This window comes from Fodinibius salsisoli, from assembly GCF_026229185.1.
Taxonomy (GTDB): Bacteria; Bacteroidota; Rhodothermia; order Balneolales; family Balneolaceae; genus Fodinibius; species Fodinibius salsisoli.
Window position 1 is genome coordinate 12,497 of the sequence record NZ_JAGGJA010000024.1, and the last position, 20,485, is coordinate 32,981.

General features: G+C 44.4%; 17 protein-coding genes and 1 pseudogene. 8 read left to right on the top strand and 10 right to left on the bottom strand.

Features of this window, described 5'->3' with window-relative positions:
* Positions 1 to 10 precede the first annotated feature (10 nt).
* From J6I44_RS19925 to J6I44_RS19940, 4 genes are all read left to right on the top strand, one after another.
* Positions 11 to 3,517, top strand: a complete 3,507-nt coding sequence (locus J6I44_RS19925; RefSeq protein WP_265768031.1) for a nitrate reductase — start codon at positions 11 to 13, stop codon at positions 3,515 to 3,517.
* Between the two features lie 15 nt (positions 3,518 to 3,532).
* On the top strand, positions 3,533 to 4,987 hold the full coding sequence (locus J6I44_RS20970) for a ferredoxin-like domain-containing protein (protein WP_265768032.1): 1,455 nt from the start codon (positions 3,533 to 3,535) through the stop codon (positions 4,985 to 4,987).
* 48 nt (positions 4,988 to 5,035) lie between these two features.
* Positions 5,036 to 5,278, top strand: coding sequence for a MoaD/ThiS family protein (locus tag J6I44_RS19935; protein ID WP_265768033.1), 243 nt, complete (start codon positions 5,036 to 5,038; stop codon positions 5,276 to 5,278).
* Between the two features lie 93 nt (positions 5,279 to 5,371).
* Entirely contained in the window at positions 5,372 to 5,782 is a 411-nt protein-coding gene (locus tag J6I44_RS19940) for a molybdenum cofactor biosynthesis protein MoaE (RefSeq protein WP_265768034.1), read from the top strand.
* 165 nt (positions 5,783 to 5,947) lie between these two features.
* Here J6I44_RS19940 and J6I44_RS19945 read toward each other — a convergent pair whose 3' ends face one another.
* Together J6I44_RS19945 and J6I44_RS19950 are read right to left on the bottom strand one after the other, a co-directional pair.
* A complete protein-coding gene (locus J6I44_RS19945) occupies positions 5,948 to 6,790 on the bottom strand; it encodes a uroporphyrinogen-III synthase (RefSeq protein ID WP_265768035.1) in 843 nt (280 codons plus the stop codon).
* A gap of 80 nt (positions 6,791 to 6,870) precedes the next feature.
* Positions 6,871 to 8,007: an NTP transferase domain-containing protein gene (locus J6I44_RS19950; protein WP_265768036.1), complete on the bottom strand. Its 1,137-nt coding sequence runs from the start codon at positions 8,005 to 8,007 to the stop codon at positions 6,871 to 6,873.
* A 140-nt stretch (positions 8,008 to 8,147) separates the two neighbouring features.
* Between J6I44_RS19950 and J6I44_RS19955 the strand changes: the two genes are divergently transcribed.
* Entirely contained in the window at positions 8,148 to 9,356 is a 1,209-nt protein-coding gene (locus J6I44_RS19955) for a molybdopterin molybdotransferase MoeA (protein WP_265768037.1), read from the top strand.
* Between the two features lie 15 nt (positions 9,357 to 9,371).
* On the opposite strand, the gene J6I44_RS19960 is transcribed toward J6I44_RS19955, so the two are convergent.
* Genes J6I44_RS19960 through moaA form a run of 4 tightly spaced genes read right to left on the bottom strand, consistent with a single transcriptional unit; the run spans position 9,372 to position 12,724 of the window.
* Positions 9,372 to 10,241 (bottom strand): ATP-binding cassette domain-containing protein, encoded by an 870-nt coding sequence (locus tag J6I44_RS19960; RefSeq protein ID WP_265768038.1) that lies wholly within the window; start codon positions 10,239 to 10,241, stop codon positions 9,372 to 9,374.
* Complete coding sequence (gene modB / locus J6I44_RS19965; protein ID WP_265768039.1) at positions 10,238 to 10,903, bottom strand: molybdate ABC transporter permease subunit; 666 nt, start codon at positions 10,901 to 10,903, stop codon at positions 10,238 to 10,240. The genes J6I44_RS19960 and modB overlap by 4 nt, the downstream gene beginning before the upstream one ends.
* A 1-nt stretch (position 10,904) precedes the next feature.
* The gene (gene modA, locus J6I44_RS19970) at positions 10,905 to 11,687 is read right to left on the bottom strand and encodes a molybdate ABC transporter substrate-binding protein (protein WP_265768040.1); all 783 of its coding nucleotides are present in this window, start codon (positions 11,685 to 11,687) and stop codon (positions 10,905 to 10,907) included.
* Positions 11,688 to 11,713: 26 nt separating this feature from the next.
* A complete protein-coding gene (gene moaA, locus J6I44_RS19975) occupies positions 11,714 to 12,724 on the bottom strand; it encodes a GTP 3',8-cyclase MoaA (protein WP_265768041.1) in 1,011 nt (336 codons plus the stop codon).
* 289 nt (positions 12,725 to 13,013) lie between these two features.
* Here moaA and J6I44_RS19980 point away from each other — a divergent pair, with 289 nt between their 5' ends.
* Complete coding sequence (locus J6I44_RS19980) at positions 13,014 to 14,384, top strand: replication-associated recombination protein A (protein ID WP_265768042.1); 1,371 nt, start codon at positions 13,014 to 13,016, stop codon at positions 14,382 to 14,384.
* Between the two features lie 64 nt (positions 14,385 to 14,448).
* On the opposite strand, the gene J6I44_RS19985 is transcribed toward J6I44_RS19980, so the two are convergent.
* Positions 14,449 to 15,882, bottom strand: a complete 1,434-nt coding sequence (locus J6I44_RS19985) for an ammonium transporter (protein WP_434084242.1) — start codon at positions 15,880 to 15,882, stop codon at positions 14,449 to 14,451.
* A gap of 244 nt (positions 15,883 to 16,126) precedes the next feature.
* Between J6I44_RS19985 and J6I44_RS19990 the strand changes: the two genes are divergently transcribed.
* Entirely contained in the window at positions 16,127 to 16,693 is a 567-nt protein-coding gene (locus J6I44_RS19990) for an NADPH-dependent FMN reductase (RefSeq protein WP_265768045.1), read from the top strand.
* Between the two features lie 125 nt (positions 16,694 to 16,818).
* Here the strand turns inward: J6I44_RS19990 and J6I44_RS19995 are convergent, their stop codons facing one another.
* Positions 16,819 to 17,517 (bottom strand): response regulator transcription factor, encoded by a 699-nt coding sequence (locus J6I44_RS19995; protein ID WP_265768046.1) that lies wholly within the window; start codon positions 17,515 to 17,517, stop codon positions 16,819 to 16,821.
* A gap of 4 nt (positions 17,518 to 17,521) precedes the next feature.
* Positions 17,522 to 19,213, bottom strand: a complete 1,692-nt coding sequence (locus J6I44_RS20000; protein ID WP_265768047.1) for a sensor histidine kinase — start codon at positions 19,211 to 19,213, stop codon at positions 17,522 to 17,524.
* Between the two features lie 274 nt (positions 19,214 to 19,487).
* Here J6I44_RS20000 and J6I44_RS20005 point away from each other — a divergent pair, with 274 nt between their 5' ends.
* Entirely contained in the window at positions 19,488 to 20,318 is an 831-nt protein-coding gene (locus J6I44_RS20005; RefSeq protein ID WP_265768048.1) for an amidohydrolase family protein, read from the top strand.
* A gap of 63 nt (positions 20,319 to 20,381) precedes the next feature.
* Here J6I44_RS20005 and J6I44_RS20010 read toward each other — a convergent pair.
* Positions 20,382 to 20,485, bottom strand: a pseudogene (locus J6I44_RS20010) (IS1595 family transposase); the annotation flags it as partial.

A 20,485-nucleotide genomic window follows, 5' to 3' on the forward strand; every position in this document is an offset into this window, starting at 1 on the left:
AACACCAAATATGCAAAACGCACGGACCCAAAAATTTAAATCTACTTGTTCCTACTGTGGAGTAGGTTGCGGAGTCATCGTTGAAAAAAATGCCAAGGGGCAAATTAAGGTGACCGGGGATGAGTCGCATCCCTCCAACAAAGGTATGCTCTGTTCTAAAGGAATGAATCTGCATTATACCGTTGCGGATCAGTCAGACCGGTTGCTCTATCCGGAGATGCGGTGGGCACGCAACCAGCCCCGCCGACGCGTGGATTGGGATACGGCTCTAGAACGGGCATCCGCTGTATTTGGGACATTTATCGACAAACACGGTCCTGATTCGGTCGGCTTTTATGTCTCTGGGCAGTGCCTTACTGAGGAGTATTACACCGTCAATAAACTTGCCAAAGGGTTTGTTGGGACCAATAATATTGATACCAATTCTCGGTTATGCATGAGCTCCGCAGTAGCGGGTTATAAGAAAACACTGGGCGAAGATTCGGTACCGATCAGTTATGAAGATATCGAGTTGGCCAACTGTTTCTTCATCGCGGGTGCCAATCCCGCCTGGTGTCATCCCATTATATTTCGTCGTATCGAAGCTCATAAAGAAAAGCATCCCGATGTAAAGGTGATTGTTGCAGATCCTCGTAAAACTCAATCATGCTCAATTGCTGATTTGCACCTGCAGCTAAACCCGGGGACCGATACGACCTTATTTCAGGCTATCGCCCGTTGCCTGATTGAAGATGGCCGTATTGATGAATCATTTGTCGAGGATCATACGGATGGGTTCGACGAGCTGAAGATGCAGGTTATGGCGCAACCGTTGCGAGAAGCAGCTAAAATTTGTGGCCTAAAAGTGCAGGAAATTAAGCAAGCAGCCCGTTGGATTGGTGATGCCAACGGCTATATTTCAATGTGGGCAATGGGCCTTAACCAAAGTGTGGATGGCACAGAGAAAAATTTGGCGCTCATTAACCTTTCTCTCATTACCGGGCAGATTGGCAAGCCCGGTGCCGGGCCTTTTTCACTGACGGGGCAGCCGAATGCTATGGGCGGTCGGGAAGTGGGAGGAATGGCCAGCCTGCTTTCGGCTCATCGGGATTTAAGCAATCCCGCACATCGCCGGGAAGTCGCCGACCGTTGGGGGGTATCTTCGGTCCCTGCTGAGCCGGGTTATACCGCTACCGAAATGTTTGATGCCCTTCGAAGTGGGGCTATGAAAGCAATTTGGATTATTTGTACCAATCCGGTCGTCAGTATGCCGCATTCCGCTATCGTTGAAGAAGCCCTGGAGGAAGCACGGTTTGTAGTAGTACAGGATATCTCTCAAAATTCAGAGACAACCGATTATGCCGATCTCTTATTGCCGGCAGCGGGCTACCTGGAGAAGGAGGGGACGATGACCAACTCCGAACGGCGCATCAGTTATCTGAATAAAGTCGTAGATCCACCGGGCGAAGCACTGCCCGATGCCGAAATATTGTGTCGTTTTGCGCGAAAAATGGGTTATAGCGGATTTGATTTTGAAGATGCCGCCGCCATTTTTTCTGAGCATTGTAAGCTAACCGAGGGTACAAATATTGATATCAGCGGATTAAGCTATGAGTATCTGAAACAAAACGGCACAGTTCAGTGGCCATTCCTAAATGAATCTGAAGAAGGAACACGGAGGTTATTTACCGACCATCAATTTTATACACCCAATGGGCGTGCTCAAATTCATACCCGCGGGGAGAAAAGACCAGAAAGGCCAGGCGAAGATCATCCATTTGTGTTAACAACCGGACGTATTCGTGATCAATGGCATACGATGACCCGGACGGGTAAAGTCAGTCGTCTCAACCAGCATATTGAGCAACCCTATGTCGAGATTCATCCCAAAGATGCCAAAGAATATGGTATTAGAGATGGAGAGGTTGTGCAGGTATCTAACGATCGTGGAGAGGTGCGTTTGAACGCTTCTTTTTCTGATGGTATCAAACGAGGAATGTTGTTTATCCCGATGCACTGGGGAAAGGTATTGCAGAAAGATTATCCGCGGGCCAATAATTTAACGAGTGATCGTATCGATCCGGTGTCGAAAGAGCCCGACTTCAAATATTCGTCGGTAGCCATAACTAAATTCAAAAAGGAGGAGGAGAAAATTCTTGTTGTGGGGGCCGGGGCTGCTGCGTTCCAGTTTATAAACAGCTATCGGCAGCATAATATGGAGGATGAAATCCAGGTCTTCTCCAAAGAGTATGAGTGGTTTTACAACCGTGTGCTGTTGCCGGATTATATAAGCGGCGAGCTTGATTGGAAGAAACTTAAGAAGATGCAGTCAGGTAAATTGGTTGAGCTGGATATCCTGATGCATGAAGGTATTAGTGTGGACCAAGTACAGCCAGATGAGCAGTATGTCACGGATTCTAATGGCGAACAGCATAGGTATGATAAGTTGGTTCTCGCTACTGGAAGCCGGGCCAATTTTCCACGTGGTATTCCACAGCTACCGGGGGTGTTTACGATCCGTAACCGAACCGATGCGGATGAGCTTATGGAGTACACAAACCGTGAGGGGCATGTGATTATCGTAGGGGGAGGCTTACTTGGCCTCGAGATGGCAGCCTCGCTCCGACAGGTCGATGTTGAGGTTACGCTGGTGCATCGCAATCCCCGGTTAATGGAGCGGCAGCTCGATCAAATGGCCAGTGAGCTGCTCTATGAGCATATACATGATTGTGGTATTCGCGTGATCTTCAATGATGAAATTGAGCACCTCTCAGAGCAGGAAGAGGACATCCGGGCAGGTTTAAAAAGCGGCAAGTTTTTGACGGCTAAAGCAGTGGTCTATGCCATCGGCACGCGCCCCAATATTGGTTTGGCAAAAGAGGCTGGGTTGGATTGTAAACGCGGAGTTATCGTCAACGACCACCTGCAAGCCAGTGATCCAAATATCTATGCTATTGGTGAGATCGCAGAACATAATGGATCAATGAATGGCATTACAGCTGCTGCCGAGCAACAGGCAGATATCGTGGCCTCATATATAGCTGGGGATTTGTCCAGCCATTATACGGGATCGATATCAATGAATATTCTCAAATTTCCGGATCTCGAACTTTGTTCATTGGGCATCACGGAAGTGCCGGATGATGACGCAAGCTATGAAGAAATTGTGCTGGTGGATAAGGGGCAGCGATTTTATAAAAAATGTATTGTCCATAACGATCGACTGGTCGGTGCCATTTTAATGGGAGATAAAACAGAATTTAATGACTACCGTCGGCTGATAGAGCAACAGATGGAGCTATCTGATAAGCGCAAAGAGCTCTTGCGTTCGGGCCAGAGTTTGCCGCCCATGAAAGGCGAACTGGTCTGCTCTTGCAATAATGTTGGCGATGGTAATATCCGGGAAGTAATCCGCGAAGGGTGTAGTAATTTCAAGGAGCTCTGCCAACTGACGGGAGCAGGAACGGGCTGCGGAAGCTGTAAGCCCGAAGTGAAAGCAATTATGGAAGAAATGGCTGTTGCAGCTGGTAATGGGTAAAAGCGTAAGGAGACAATGAAGAAAAAAGACTTAATACGTGCATTTATCCCGGGAGGGGTGTTAACGCCACGAGATTTACGGAAGATCATTGACATTGCCAGAGCTTTGGGGAATAAGGTTGTGCATTTTGGCTCACGGCAGGATATTATGTTTCCGGGCGATGATGTGGATCAGAAGAAGCTGGATAAGGCGTTTGGGTCTATACGGACCAACTATGAATGGAGTGGTCAAAAATATCAAAATATAGTAACCTCCTATGTCGCTGTTGATATTATGCCCAGCAGACCCTGGGTGACGACCGGTACCTATTATAATGTGCTTGAGTTTTTTGATTATCGTCCCCGGCTAAAAGTAAATATCACCGATCCCGAACAAAGTTTGGTTCCATTGTTTAACGGACAGCTTAACTTTGTGGCCTCCGAGCATGAAGACTACTGGTACCTTTTTATAAAATTTGATACCTCGGATGAGCTACAGCGGTGGCCGGTACTTGTGTATAGCCAGGATGTGGGTAAGGTTGCTGCCGCTCTTGACTCCTTTTATTTTAGAAACGGACAGGAGGTGAAAATGTCGATAGATGCCTTATTCCAGAAGATAAATATGGCATTAGACACCAATAATCGAACGATTGACAATAATTTGGATTCCCATACTGAGCCATTTCCCTATTATGAGGGGTTCAATAAAATGGGGAATAATAAATATTGGCTGGGTTTATATTGGCGTAACAACCGATATACCATTTCCTTCCTCGAGAAGATTTGTGATTTGTGTGATCAAACCAACTGTGGGCGAATTATTATCACCCCATGGAAGTCATTTATCGTTAAAGGTATTTCAGAAGAGGATCGACCCAAATGGGAGATCCTGTGCGGGAATAATGGCATCAATTTGCGACATTCTTCGCTTGAACTCAATTGGCATTTGCCGGTACTGGATGAGAAAGCACTGAAGCTAAAAAACTACCTGGTGGATGTCTTTGATCAGCACGATATTAGTACCTATGGGCTGACTTTTTCTATTAAAGAACTGCCTGCCAACCTGTTTACTTCCATTGCTATTCTCTCGCAGCCCAGCCTACGCCTGTTTGGTAAGTATAGCCTTATCAAACGATATAATATCTTCTACAGCAAAAATTTCGATCCCAATGAAGAAGAGTATATTCCTTTTGCGATGTATGTAACCAAAAGGGAGTTGCCCAGGGTACTTATGAAACTTAGCCAGATATTTTATGCCGAAATGAGTAAGGAGTCTGAAGATCGAGTCTGGCAGGATGGGGAAACGGAGAAGGAGACACATCGTGTGTATCAGTGTCCCCACTGCCTGACCGTTTACGATGAACGGTATGGTGATCAGCAGATGGGCATAGCCAGTGGAACTTCATTTACGGCACTTCCGGATTCTTATGAATGTCCCATGTGCGAGGCCCCCAAAGCTGAGTTTGAAGCCAAAGAGATGTTATTAAATTAGCATCAATTTTTGTCCCATATAAGAAAAAATCAATAATCAAGACATGACATGAACCTAACATTAATACTTTTTGGAATTACCAAAGAAATTATAGGCGAGCATCGGTTGTCATACCAGATTCCTTCTTCTATGGATGTGAAGGGGCTTAAGCAGTCGCTGCAGGAGGATTATCCAGAGCTGGGCCGATTGGCTTCCCTGGCTATTGCGGTTAATGGTTGTTATGCCAAAGATGATCACCCCATAAAAAAGAGTGATGAAATTGTGTTGATACCACCGGTAAGCGGAGGGTGACTTCGTTAATAGTTATTGGTTCGTAGGATTGATGACTAATAGTCTGCTTTACAAAAACCTCTGATGACCAGTGATAATATAACCAAACGATGTATGATTAAACTGACAGACCAACCAATTGAGGTACAAGAAGCTATTAATCAGGCTTCATCGGATAGTGCTGGAGCTATAGCTACTTTTATAGGAACGGTAAGGAATTTGACTGATGGCAAACGGGTGGAAAAGCTGGACTTTGAATCCTATGAAAAAATGGCGTTAACGGAACTTCAAAACATCCTTGACCAAGCAAAAGAACAGTGGCCTATTCAAAAAGCAGCCGTTGTACACCGCACGGGAGAGCTCGCTATTTCAGATATTGCCGTGTGCATTGCCGTCTCCTCGCCACATCGCGCCGAAGCATTTGAAGCCTGCAGGTTCATCATAGATACCCTCAAGAAAACAGTGCCTATCTGGAAAAAGGAATTCTTTGAAGATGATGAAGTATGGATCTCCGCCTATCCGTAATAGGAAATTAGTTTTCAATTCTTGAAATGTGTTAAGCGTGGACGCTTGACACAGCTTTGGAGGGAGGTTCCTAAAACATCAGTTCTATAGATAGTATTATTTAAATATTTGCGATTTTATCAATTTTATAGCTATCCCAAGCGTCCACGCTTGAGATTTGAAAACTTACCCATTTACATAAGCCGGGGCTTGCTCTGCCACTTCATTGATAAAAATAGCAAGTTTCGGACGAGAAGGCTCAAAGTCCACAGCGATGCCATGGCTTTCTAACCCACCTGTGCAGACGGGCCCAATAGAAGCGATGAATACATCCTGCAATGCGTCGCGGAAGTCTTCTTTCGAAGCAACCATATCTGCTACTTGCATAACATGATGAACTTGGGTTTTGCTGGTAAAGAGGGCGACATCCACCTCTTTATCCAAAATAGATTGGATGCCTTTTTTAAGAGGTTCCAGGTCATCTGGCAGCATCCAGCGGTAAATGGGCGTCTGGATAAGTTCCGCTCCTCGTTTTCGAAGTTCACTGTTTAGCTTTTCATTGGCTTCTCCATATTCCTGAATTGCCAGCTTCTTGCCCTCCAGATTAGCGGTTCGCTCATCCTCGTCTAGTGTGGTAAGGATTTCTTTCCAGGTATTGGGTTCCGGTACTTTAATGTCGATGGGGATATCGAGCCCGCGCAACACTTTGGAAGGCTTGGGCCCCCGGGCAACGATCATGATGTTGGAAAGTTGTTCAAATATTTGATCAAAATCGTATTTTGTTTTCAAGGTCTTGATCATCATATCAGTGCCTACCCCTGTTGTACAGAGTAAAATATCGATTTCGCCATCAAAGAGCTTCTCGGCAAAACTAAAAACGGCTGAATGATCATCTAGTGGCACCTCTTGCATAGAAGGAGCACTAATCGTTTTTGCTCCTTTTCGTTGTAAAAGCTGGGCTGTAGAGTCAGCCATTCTGCTTTCAAAAGCCAGTGCAGTTATTTGATCGAGTGATTTTGTAGTAGCCATAACAATGTAATTTTTTTATTTCTTGATGACTATATAAGCATCAGTGATCAGTATATAAAATGAAAATTCATGCTGTTTCATCAAGTGGAAATTAAGTCCAGAGCTTCTTCATATTCTTGAGGGGTGTTGGCGTTCATGAGTTCCTGCGGGTCTGGAGATTCAAGAAGTTCAACATCAGAATTGATTAACGTTTTACGAGGGCAGGAATAGCCCATCCCCAAGAACTGTAACAGCACTTGATAGCTTTTGGGTTCCCAAATAGTAATCAATGGCTCTGGAAAACCGCTTTCTTTATTCTTAAAAGCAGTTGCAATTTTAGCAGGATTTCGTTGGTTGACAAGTTTCTGTAAGGTGTGGGAAGAAAGCAACGGAAGATCACAAGCAAGGGTTAACCAGGCAGTATTTGGATATTCACGAAAAGCCGAAAGCAGGGCACCAAGCGGACCCATATTTAAAAAGGAATCTGTAATTACGTTTAGGTTGTTCGTTAATTTTTCGGTTTGTTCCTGTCGGCAGGAAAGGAAGACCTCATCACAAAATGGGGTAAGCAAGTCATACAGGTGCAATCGCTGAGGTTTCCCATGGTAGTTAAGTTCAGTCTTGTCGGTGTGCATCCTGGTGCTCTTTCCACCGGCTAAGACGAGTCCGTATAAAGGTGGTATTGTGCCATCAATCAGTTCCTGGCAGGTGTTAGCAATCTTGGTCATCTCGTGTATCCTGAAAACCGGGAGGTGGTCAAGATTGGGAATTCGTTTTGATACCTTCTGTGGGATATCGGTTACTCCTTCTTGTAGTATAATCATCTTGACATCATCCAAAGACTCCGGATCTACGGGCTTTTGAGGATCAATAATGAGGAGCTGGTCCCGGGCTTCAAAATGGTTGCCGTTTAGCAGAATGAGATCTTGTTCATTGAACAGTGGTTTAAGCTGATAGCTATTGAGCGATCTGTGAAAGGTAAATTGTTGAGCGGTAGCCTGCTTGAGATAGCTCAACTCTAAGCCCGACGGTTGTACCGATTCGGAGGAGCCGTGTTCGGCATCCACATAGCTGATTCGGTATTGGTTGGACAAAGCTGAGCTAATGTGGCGAGCCAGTCTTCGAATTGAAGAGCAGGTAGAGCCTGTAATGGCAAGTTCATTCCGGCCAAAATGCTGCAAGTCAGGCTTTGATAATGAGATATGCTTCTGGTGCGACGTCTTGGTTTGAGCAGACATAGGATACCGTTTTGGGAGTGCCCTTAAGGACTGATAATTGAACTTTATGCCAATTTAAACATAGTTAAATTAGGATAATATTGAATATATGAATAATTTATTAGCTTTATTAATCTGTTTTGTCAAATAAGTTTTGTTTTATGATAGGAGTGCTAAGAGCTGAGGAAATCATCCGGAAAGCCCGGTTGAAACCAGAAGTTGAAGAAGTTGCTATTGCTGAGGCAGCGGGGAGGGTTCTGCAGGAAGTGATTAGGTCTGATCGGGATTTGCCGCCCTTCGACCGGGTGATGATGGATGGTATAGCTATAAGGTACGATCAATGGAAGGAGGGGCAAACAACTTTCCCAGTAGCAGGACTGCAAAAAGCCGGTGATCCTCAACACTCATTGGAAAAGGACGATTATTGCCTGGAAGTTATGACCGGAGCTATGTTGCCCCCAAATACAGATACGGTTATTCGATATGAAGATGTCAGTATTAAAACAGTCAAAGGCCGAGAGGTGGCTGTTATCAATCGGCCTCCTAAAAAGAAAGGCCAAAATATTCATCCTAAAGGAACGAATAGGCCCAAGGGCAAGATATTGGTTGATGAAGGAATAGTTTTAAGTCCGGCAGAGATAGCAGTTGCTGCTACGGTTGGTAAGTCGTCCTTAAAAGTTACTCGTCCGCCAAGGGTTGCTATCGTTGCTACTGGGGACGAGCTGGTTGACATTCATGAGGAGCCCCTTCCGCATCAGATACGCCGTTCCAATGTGTATGCTGTTTCAGCAGCTGTGCAGGGTTTACATATAGATGCCCAGCTTTTCCATTTAAGAGACAACAAGGAAGAAATAAGCAGGAGCTTGAAAGAAATACTGGAAGCATTTGAAGTAGTGATCCTTAGCGGGGGCGTCTCGAAGGGTAAGCTGGATTATATTCCTGAAGTTCTTGCCGAATGCGGAGTAAAAAAACACCTTCATAAGGTGCGTCAACGGCCGGGTAAGCCGCTTTGGTTTGGCACCTCAGAGCAGGCCGTCGTTTTTGCTTTGCCCGGTAATCCGGTATCCACCTTTATGTGTTATTACCGATATGTGGAGCCATGGTTAAAAAGACAGGTGGGCATTGAAAACAAGCCGTTGATAGCACAGCTTACGAAGGATTTTACCTTCGAAAAGGAGTTGACCTATTTTTTGCAAGTGCAGGTCCAGAGCGGAAAGGATGGCGTCTTGGAAGCAACGCCTGTCAAAGGTAAAGGATCCAGTGATTTTGCCAATCTATGCCGCGGAGACGGATTTTTGGAGCTTCCCGAACAGCAGAGTCATTTTAAGAAGGGGCAGGCTTATCCGCTGTATTTATACAAGCACCTGTAACTAATGCTTATTACACTATATGCTCAGGTTGCCTTCTTTTTTGATTTCTATATTCTTAGCGGAGAGTGTAACCTGATCTCCAACGTCTAAATCTGCATGCTCAAATGGGCAGTAAGGAATGTGTATCAATCCATGGGCAGATCTGGCAATGAGTACCTCTTCTTGGGGGAGAATATCAATAATTTTAGCAGCACCGGCTTTAGCTGATGCCCCGCGACTTAAGAGTTGCGATGGGCGACCATCCGCAGTAATAGTACCATTTTCGAGGATGATAGCCCGATCCGTAAGTTCAATTAACTCTATGGGATTATGCGATACAAGCACGATGGTTCCATCAAATTGGGATGTGATCCTCTTCAAATCTTTTTGGAGTTGCCCGCGCATTGCAGGATCGAGCGCCGAAAGAGGTTCATCCAGGAGTAGCAAATCAGGGTCACGAATGAGCGCGCGTCCCAGGGCTACGCGCTGCTTCTGTCCCCCGGAAAGGGTTGCCGGTTTTTGGGAGCTAACCGATGCGATGCCTAACATCTCGATAATGGCACGTAACCGAGACTGATTTATACGATCCGAAAAAGCAAATTCCAGGTTCTGTTGCACCGTCATGTTGGGAAAGAGGGCATATTCCTGGAAGACAAATCCAATATTGCGTTTCTGTGGAGGCAGATAGATCCCTTTTTCTGTATCCATCCAGGGTTTGCCATTGATATAAAGTTGGCCGTGATCGGGCTTAATAAGGCCTGCCAATATTTTAAGGAGTGTGGTTTTGCCGGCGCCAGAGTGCCCCATGATCCCCAGTCTTTCTCCCGGGTTAACTGTCAGCTGGAGGTCTACCGAGGGCGTAGCGCCATCCGGGTTTAGCTCTTTATATGCAGATAGCTGTATCAAAATAGTTTGGCTTTCTGTTGGTATTGGAAACCATAGATAAAGAGCAGGACAACCATAGAAAAAAACAGTAGTACCAATGCATAAAGGTCAGCATTAGCGTAGCTCATCTTTTCTACTTCGTTATAAATAGCAATAGAGGCTACACGCGTTTCATCGGGGATGTTGCCACCGATCATTAATACCATTCCAAATTCACCAATAGTGTGGGCAAAAGCCATTACGGCACCAATAATAACGGAAGGCTTAATGTTGGGCAATAAAACATAGAAGAAGGTCTCGAATTTAGATTTACCCAGCGTAAAGGCCGCTTGTGTTAGGTTTTTAGAGGTGCTCTCAAGCGCCGATAAAATAGGGTTGGCCATAAAGGGGAAGCTAAAAATAATAGATCCTGCTACTAACCCTTCGAAGCTAAAGGCCAGATTGGTTCCAGGTATGATATTTGCTAATAGGCCCTCCGGTCGAAAGGCGATGAGTAGATAATATCCCAGTACGGTGGGCGGGAGGACCAAGGGAAGGCTGACCAGAGATTTTAATATCGGCGTGCTTCGATTGCTATAAAAGAATATCCCGTAGCAAATAGGTAGGGCGATGATCAGCAGTAATACCGTCGTAACGGCAGCCAGCTGAAGGCTAAGTAAGAAGGGATCCCAAAAAGGAGTCATGTCAACGATCTTTTTTGGGGTTTATATAACCATAATGGCCAAACACTTGCTGTGCGTTTTTGCTGAAAAGGTAACGCAGAAATTTTTGGGCTGCCTCTTCCGAATGGTCTTGCTTAATAGCGACCGCTCCATGTGGAATGCCTGATATTTCTGAGGCGGCTATTTTATGCCAATACCCCTTTTCACGGAGTTGGGAAGCACTGTGGGCTGAAATGGAAGTCAAAGCCATGTCTACAGCTTCTGATGCAATAAACTGGTTGATGCTCCCGATATTTTCGCCATATATCAGTTTGGACTGAAGTTTTTCGTATAGCTTTTTTTCCTTGAGCCATTTGATTGCGGCTACCCCAAAAGGAGCTAATTCCGGATTGGCAATAGCCAGGCTTCGAACATTTTTGTTGGCAAGAGCGTAAAGAGCTTGTTCTTCCTCAAAATCTGTTTTACTCCACAGGACCAGAGAGCCCAAGGCAATAATTTGTGTGCTGCCTAATGTTTTTTTCAAGCGGTGTAGTTTCTCAGGATACGCAATATCAGCTGATACAAACACATCATAGGGCGCTCCATGGATTATTTGGGCCGTCAAGACCCCGGAAGAAGCGGAGGTGAGAGCAATCTCTGTGTTAAACTTATCTTCAAAATGCCGTGCAATATCTTCCAATGGAAGGGTGAGGCTGCTTGCCACTGCCACGGTTATTTGATCATTCCCATCATAATGAGCTGCGTCATCTTGATGCACGGAATGGGGCCATATCAGGAGCGTTATGAATAGTGCTAAACGAAACATAAGTTTAATGTTAAGGGGAAGGCTGTTTATCCACCAATCAGAGCCATGGACTCCTCAATAGGGTTGTGGTTTTGGGTTCTCCTTCTTTCGGCTTCAAAACCATTCTTTGCACGGTTTTTAAAAGTATGGCGAAATAGCTGGTTGATTTCCTTATCCGTAGCTCCACCACGCATAACTTCTTTGATGTTCAACACGCCATTGTCGTAGAGGCAGGTTTTTAATGTGCCTTTAGAATCGACCCGGATGCGGTTGCAGCTGCCACAAAATGTTCGGCTAAATGCCGCAATGATTCCAATTTTTCCCCGGTATCCGGGAATTTGATAATTGGTGGAAGTAGAATGCGGACCAGCGGGTATTTCCTTAATATTTAGATAACGACTTTTAAGGTGCGATAGAATTTTATCATAGGTCCAGGTCAGTGCCGGGCCATTTCCTCCGGATCCATTAAAGGGCATCTCTTCTATGTAGCGAACAGAAATCGGATATTTTTTAGTCAGTTCGGCCAGGGGGATGATATCTTCGATATTGTGTTCTTCCATCACAACAGTATTGATTTTGAAAGGGATAGCGCTTTCGTTCAGCAGATGGAAGGAGTCCATGACTCGATCAAACTGATCTCTGCGTGTGATTTTTTTAAAACGATCCGGATCGATAGTATCAAGGCTAAGGTTGATAGAGGTGATCCCCATTTCTTCCAGGCGAGAGATATAGGGCGCCAAAAGAGTGCCGTTTGTGGTTAAGGCAACTTTTTCCAGCTTGTCATTTTTGCTGATTACTGAAAAGAAGTCGATCAGATTCTTACGAACGAAAGGTTCACCACCAGTAATTCTGATTTTAGATATTCCAAGGTTTGTGAGAATAGAGATAAGCCGTTCAAGCTCTTCGTAAGAGAGCAACTCTTTGCGTGGCAGAAAATTGATCCCCGATGCCGGCATACAATACTTGCATCGCAAATTGCATCGATCGGTCACTGACAGACGAAGATAGGTAATCGGTCGTCCATGATTGTCATATATGACGGAGCGATCTGTGTTCATTGAACCTGAAAATTTTATTAATAAGAATGGATATACTACAAATAAATCGGAATAAAATAAATATTTAATCGACTAATATTTAAATAAAAAAGGATTATTAACTTAAATAATTTAATTAATTAATGATTGAAGCATTCTGAGATCAGGTTCATGTCCGTCGCAACTCCGGGGTAATTGTATTTAACATGAAATAGAAAGTATTAGAAGCCGCTCACCTTATTTGCAATAAATTTAGACTGGCTGATGCTATATCCTTACCTTTCGGTTTAATGCTGATCAAAACTGAATCATGGATTTATTTAACGAAGATTCAAATACTACAACAGGTGGGCAGCGTGATTTCGTGAATCCTCATGAACCACTGGCTACCCGTATGCGTCCCCGTTCGCTGGAGGAATTTGTAGGTCAAAAGCATATTGTAGGAGAAGGTAAGATGCTTCGACGTATGATTGAGTCAGGGGTCATCGGATCGCTTATCTTTTATGGCCCTCCAAGTTCAGGGAAAACGACATTGGCTCATGTAATTTCGCGAGAGATCAATGCCCAGTTTACGGTACTTAATGCTGTGTTAGATGGTATTAAGGATTTACGACAAGTGGTTGCCAAAGCTGAAAAGATACAGCAGATGAATGGGCAAAAGACCATTCTTTTTGTGGATGAAATTCATCGCTGGAACAAAGCGCAACAGGATGCTTTGCTACCACACCTGGAGTCTGGAGTCATAACGTTAATAGGAGCAACTACCGAAAATCCATTTTACAGTTTGGTAAGTCCGCTGCTATCTCGATGCCAGCTTTTCGAGCTGTATGATCTCACGAAAGAGCATGTACTGCTGATGATTGACCGGGCGCTTGAAGAAGAGGAACGAGGCCTGGGTAAGAAAGATGTTGAAGTTACTAAGCCTGCTCAAGATCATCTGGCAGAATTCGCGGCCGGAGATATCCGTAACGCTTTAAATGCGTTGGAAGTAGCAGTGTTGTCAAGTGATGCTGATGAGAACGGAGTCATCCATATTGACCTGGAGATCGCCAGAGAATGCATCCAGAAACGAAGTGTGCGCTACGATGGTACTGGTGACGAACATTATCACTTTGCCTCGGCATTCATTAAGTCGATGCGGGGTTCCGATGTTGATGCTGCACTTTACTGGATGTCGGCTATGCTCGAAGGGGGAGAAGATCCCAATTTTCTGTTCCGGAGAATGCTTATCTTGGCCTCAGAAGATGTAGGTATGGCTGACCCACATGCTCTTTCGCTGGTAAATGCGGCGCATGAGGCTTTTACAAAATGCGGTATGCCCGAGGGTTTATATTTTCTGGCACATGCTTGTATTTATTTATGCTTAGCTCCTAAAAGTAATAGTACCGGAGCTATTTTTTCGGTACGCAGAGAAGTTCAGCATAGTGGCATTGGCACTGTTCCGCCTCATCTGCGTGATAAGACGGCCAATTCTAAACAATCTCGTTATCTAGGTGTAGAGAATGCTTCAGATGATTATACCTATCCTCATTCGCATGATCATCATTGGGCTCCACAACAATATTTGCCGGAAGAGGCTGAGGGGTTACAATGGTACGAGCCAGGGAACATTGGCAGAGAAGGTAAACTATGGAAGAGGCTTCAAAAAATTAAGGAAGCGTATATGAAGGATAAAAAATAAGGGCGCTGCCTCTCCACAACAACGCCCCTTTATCCGCCAACTTCATATGTTAAAAGCTTTATTGTTACAGGTCGATTTTGAGCTTTTCCTCTTTTACGAGCGTTAGTTCTTGTTCTATATCAAGGTCCATCATGTCCCGCACTTCATCGACACCAAAAAAGTCCGGATAGGCCGTCATACCGTGTTCATTTTGATCGAGTCCATTAAGTTCTTCGACTTCTGAAACCCGTAATCCATGTGTTACGTTGGTTACTTTGAATACTAAGTAGGCGGTTCCAATAGTCCATAACAACACGGCTGTGATACCCACGGCTTGGATAAGTAGCTGATAGGCAGAGCCACCAAAGAATAGGCCTTCAAACGAAGATGAGTAGGGTTGCTGTGCAAAAAGGGCTACAGCGAGTGTTCCCCAGATACCTGCAAATCCATGAACCGGAATAGCGCCCACGGGATCATCTATCTGAATTTTTTCTAAGAAGCGAGTGCCATAAAACATGACTGCACCACCGATAAAGCCAATGGCTACGGCCGAAGCAGGAGATACTACTGCGCAGCCGGCCGTGATGGCTACAAGTCCTGCTAAGGCTCCGTTAAGAGTGTAGCCCAAGTCCGGATTTCCTGTTTTATACCAGGCGATCAGCATGGCGGCAAGGGCCCCACCAACAGCAGAAAGATTAGTCGTGACGGCTATGCGGGCAAAGGAGGGGTCAGCTCCCAGTGTGCTGCCCGGATTGAAGCCAAACCATCCGAGCCATAAGATAAAAACCCCAAGGGTGCCCAGTGCTACGCTATGGCCCGATATGCGCTTGGCTTTGCCATTAACGAATCGACCTATTCGCGGACCAAGGATATAAGTACCCATGAGACCTGCCCACGCTCCTACGCCATGTACAACGGTGGATCCTGCAAAATCATAAAATCCTAAATCTGCCAGCCATCCACCACCCCAGACCCAATGCCCCACAACGGGATAAATGATAGCAGAAATAAACAGCGTATAGATAAGATAACCGGTAAATTTTGTTCGCTCTGCCATTGCTCCTGAAACGATCGTAGCAGCAGTAGCAGCAAACATGGCCTGGAAAAACCACTCGGCATACAGCCAGGTGTCAAGGGAGCCATCAGCTTGCAAGGCATCGGAAAGAAAGAAATTACTAAAGCCAAATAAGCCCCATACATCTGTGCCGTACATGATGGAAAAGCCAACGGCCCAGAATATAATAGTGCCCACGCCGAAGTCCATCATGTTTTTCATCATGATATTGGCGACGTTCTTAGCTCGTGTAAAACCGGTTTCAACCAGGGCAAAACCAGCCTGCATGAAAAAAACTAAGAAGCCGGCAATCATAACCCAGAGTAAGTCGATAAATACCTTATCGTTTGCTGCCTGAAGTACCTCGGCAGCCGATGATTTGGAAATGTCACTCGCCATAGCAACGGATACTTGCAAAAGAAGAAGTATCCCTGTAGTCAAAATATAGTTAAGATATTTCCTCATTTAGGCTATATAATTTAAGTGGTTCCTGTTTTTGAAGGTGTAAATTAAAGCTAATTGACTTCAATAAAAAATTAATTTATATAAATACTGCTTCTTAAGTAAAAATATTTTGCCTAGGGGCGTTTTGGACTTTTTATTTAAGGTTAAGTGAGTAGTATTCACTCAGGTAAATATAATTCGCCTGCCAACTTTTGCTATAGAAATGGTATCTTTAATGTTATTATACATCCAATAAAATTGTATCATGATTGATATACGTATCATCAGTGGAACCGACCGACCGGGTTCAAATGCCCTCCGCATTTCTGAATACCTCCAGAAGAAATACAGGCATCAGGGAGTATCAGCAAACATTATAGACCTGCGTAACTTTCCGGTCGAAAAAGTAAGTGGTGGTAAATATGGAGAGCGAATTCCCGCCGTCGATGAATTTGTGGAACAGGCCATTGCTGCTGATGGTCTCGTTATCGTCTGTCCGGAATATAATGGAGGCTACCCGGGTATCTTGAAACTGTATATCGATTACTTTCCGTTTCCTGAAAGTCTAGAAAAGAAGCCGGTGGCTCTGGTGGGTGAGGCAAATGGAGCCTTTGGTGCTTTGAGAGCTGTGGAGCAGCTTCAGCAGGTTGTTGGCTACCGTAATGCCCATATTTTTCCAGAACGGGTATTTATTCCGCGAGTGAGCGATAATTTTGATGATAAAGAGGGGATTCGGGATGATTTTCAGCAAGAGTTGCTGGAGTCCCAAATTAAAAACTTTATTTTATTCGTACAGGATTTTAAAAAGAGAGCGGTACTTTCGGACAACTGAATCATAGCGTCTGATCTATCAGTCTAATAATGTACGCTTAGAGTCAATAAAGATGCAGGCTTAAATAGAAAAGGTGATGCCTGAGACTCTCCAAACTGTTGGTTGAAGAGCGTATATAGCATGGCCTAATTCATTTTGAGCATATAACCTACACCGTGCAGCGTTACCAGATATTTGGGGTCATCGGCATGGACTTCAATTTTGGAACGAAGTTTTGAAATGTGAACGTCCACAGTGCGGGTATTGGTACTGAACTCATAGCGCCACACATTTTCAAGGAGGGCATCTCTTGAAACGGGTTCATTGGCATGGGCTGCGAGGTAACGAATAAGTTCCACTTCACGGGTTGTTAATTCTACGCCTCCCTTTTCAGGATGTTCGGCCTCGGCATTCTGCAGGTCAATGTAGGTATCCCCCAAACTGATTTCATTCATGGGAGTATTGTTGGAGTATTGATCCGACCGTCGCAGACGAGCCTGGATGCGGGCCAACAACTCTTTGACACCAAAGGGCTTGGTCATGTAGTCATCAGCCCCGATGTTTAGTCCCGTTACTTTATCAATTTCCTGATCTCGTGCCGTAAGCATAATGATCGGAAAAGTATAGTTCATTGAACGAACCTTTTTGCAAACATCATAGCCACTCATGCCAGGTAGCATCAGGTCCAGTATCATTAAGTCGGGATTTTCGTTTTTGACGATCTCTACGGCCTTGTCGCCTTTCTTGGCTACGAACACCTCGTATCCTTCGTTTTCAAGAGTATCTTCGAGGGTAAAGACAAGACTGGGTTCGTCTTCAACGATAACAATTTTTTTTGCTGACATAGTGTTAATTCTGTGTTATAGAAGCAGATGATAATTCTTTGTTTCCATCGGAAGAAAGCTGTTCATGAGCAGAGGGCGGAGGGTCAACCAGAATGGGGAATATGACTTTAAAGGTCGATCCCTTTTTTACCTCACTTTCAACAGTAATTTGTCCACCATTGAGCTCCGTTAAGCTTTTCACAATGGATAGCCCAAGGCCGTGTCCCTTGGTTTGAGCTGTCATAGCATCTTCACCTCTGTAAAACTTGTCAAAGATATGTGTTTTTACTTGCGGGGACATCCCGATACCATGGTCCTCAACGGTAAGCGTGACCTCATTATTATTGGAATCCAGAAATATGCCAATATACTGTTCGTCTCGGCTGTATTTAAGGGCGTTTTCTACCAGGTTGCCGAGGATGGTTTCAAAGCTATCGATATCAATCATGGTCATTGGTACATCATCAGCGATGGATGTATGCAGGCTAAAACCCTTATTTTCTATATAGGTTTTATGCTCTGCAATATAGTCGTTAACCAGTGTGTTAAGACTAACCGGTTTGGGCTCAATCAATGACTGGCCAGCATCCGACTTGGCAACGTCGAGGAGTTTTTCGATCATCTTACGAAGCCGAACGGCCTCATTATAGATATGTGTTCCGTAGCTTTTAAGACGATTTTGGTCTTTAACACGACCATCGGCCAAGTTTTCACCAGCAGCCTGCATTACAGCTAAGGGGGTTTTTAGCTCGTGAGTGACGTTCGCCAAAAAGCCCGCTTGTCGTTCTGCCAGGGCGCGTTCTTTTTGGGCAGAGATAAACATAAAGACAAGTGCCCCGAGCAAAAGAAGTACCGCTGCCCCAAGCACGATCAGGTTTTTAAGCAGCGAAGCATTCGATGCTTCTACCGTGGAAGAGTTTGTAAAGGCGACCTCCAGTTTCCAGTTGTCAAAAAAATCTGGGAATCGCTGTTTGTATTGAATTTGATCGTTACTATAGGCCGCTTTGGGATGGCTACTCGCAATAATTTCATTGTTGGTCCAGTCCCGCAGCCAAACCTGCATACCGGTCTGTTTCTCAGGGCCAAAGTGTTCAGCCAATTCATTGTGTAGATAATGTTCCTTCAAATACTCTTGGTTGATTGGCATTGTCAAATATCCCAAAATAGTATGCGCCGAAGGATCAACAAAGGCAATAGTAATGCTGCGGTTTGTGTCAAAGATAGCTTTATTATTGTACTCATAATCTTTAACGAGCGCTTTCATCTGAGTACGGGCAATACCCATTCCATCACACACTGTATTGGGGTAGTTTGAATCCCAGACAAACTTTTCCTGTTCGGCTTCATAACGTAAAATAGATTCAAACTGACTACATCTGCCCGAGTTGGAAGGAATAAAGTAGATGTTGGTAAAAATAGAGTCGTTCGCGGCCTGACGAACTCGTTTGTTGACTTCGTTCGTAAACTGATTGTTTTTCTGAAACTGGGCTTTAAACCGCTCCATGTTTGTACTGCTCAATCCCCAAAAAGGCTTAAAGAAGCGATAACGTACTTTGTCAGCGAACTCAGCAACCTGCAATTTTTTGGGCTGGCGGTCCGCTTCGATGGTACTCCGATGCAGTTGATATAAGGAGTATACATTCATGCCGGTAAGGCCCAGAATAGCAATCAGACCGGCCGCTAATAAAATCCAGCGTAAAGAACCGTACCGTTTCATTTTTATAGGTTAATTAAATGTATATCAGCTTAAAATAAGCATCTAAAGATACAAATTTTATGGCATTTAACATTTTTTTGCTTGTTAGCAGTAAATAATGAAAGTAAGAGGTATGACGGGCTGGATTTTTGAAGTACTCAAAATAGTATTTTGGGAAAGGTTGATGAGTTAACAGATAAAGGGAGGGAGAGAGAAATATTTTGGATTCTTGAGAGGCTGTCTATAAAATACGTGCCATTGGAACATAAATTTTAAGAATGAATCCATAGGTTGAATGAAAAAGATTGACGCCCATCAGCATTTTTGGAATTATGATGTAGATAAGCACGGCTGGATTAATGAAGAGATGAAGAAGCTCCGGCGCGATTTTATGCCTCCAGACCTAAAAAAATTGTTGGATAATGAAAAGGTGGAGGGATGTGTGGCGGTGCAGGCCGATCAGTCGGAGGAAGAAACCCGTTTTTTACTGGATCTGCAATCCAAATATTCGTTTATCAAGGGGGTGGTAGGCTGGTTGGATATTGCAGCGGATAGCTTTCCCAAAAAACTGGAGCACTATAGCCGTAATCCGGCTTTAAAAGGGCTGCGGCACATTGTACAGGATGAGCCCGATGATCGCTTTCTATTGCGGCCTAATTTCCTGAAGGGGATCCAAATGTTGGATGATTATGGTTTAACCTATGATATTTTAATTTATGAGCGGCAGTTGCCGGCCACCATTGAATTTGTGAACCATTTTCCGGGGCAGTCCTTTGTATTAGATCATATTGGAAAGCCCAAAATTAAAGCAAAGGTTATCGATCCCTGGGAGGAAGGAGCGCGAGAATTGGCCCAACATGACAATATTTATTGCAAGATTTCTGGCTTGGTTACTGAAGCCGACTGGCATAATTGGACAGCCGAAGACTTGAAGCCCTACCTCGATATTATTTTTGACGCTTTTGGCCCAGAACGCCTAATGTTTGGATCTGATTGGCCGGTTTGTACATTGGCTGCTGAATACAGCGAAGTCATTGCCGGCGTCCAGGAATATATTAAAGTATATTCTGAAGAAGAACAGGCCATGGTTATGGGAGGAAATACCCAAAAGTTCTATGATCTCTGATCATTTTGTTATAGTTGTAGAAAGCCTTCTCGTAAAAATTAAGGGTCTAGTGAAGCAAACGACTCAAAGAGGATCTTCTCGAAGGAGCTTCAGCAAGATGTTATATAAATTATTGTTTCGATGATTAAAACGAAATTCCGTTTCTTTCAAATGCAGAAAAAACGTGT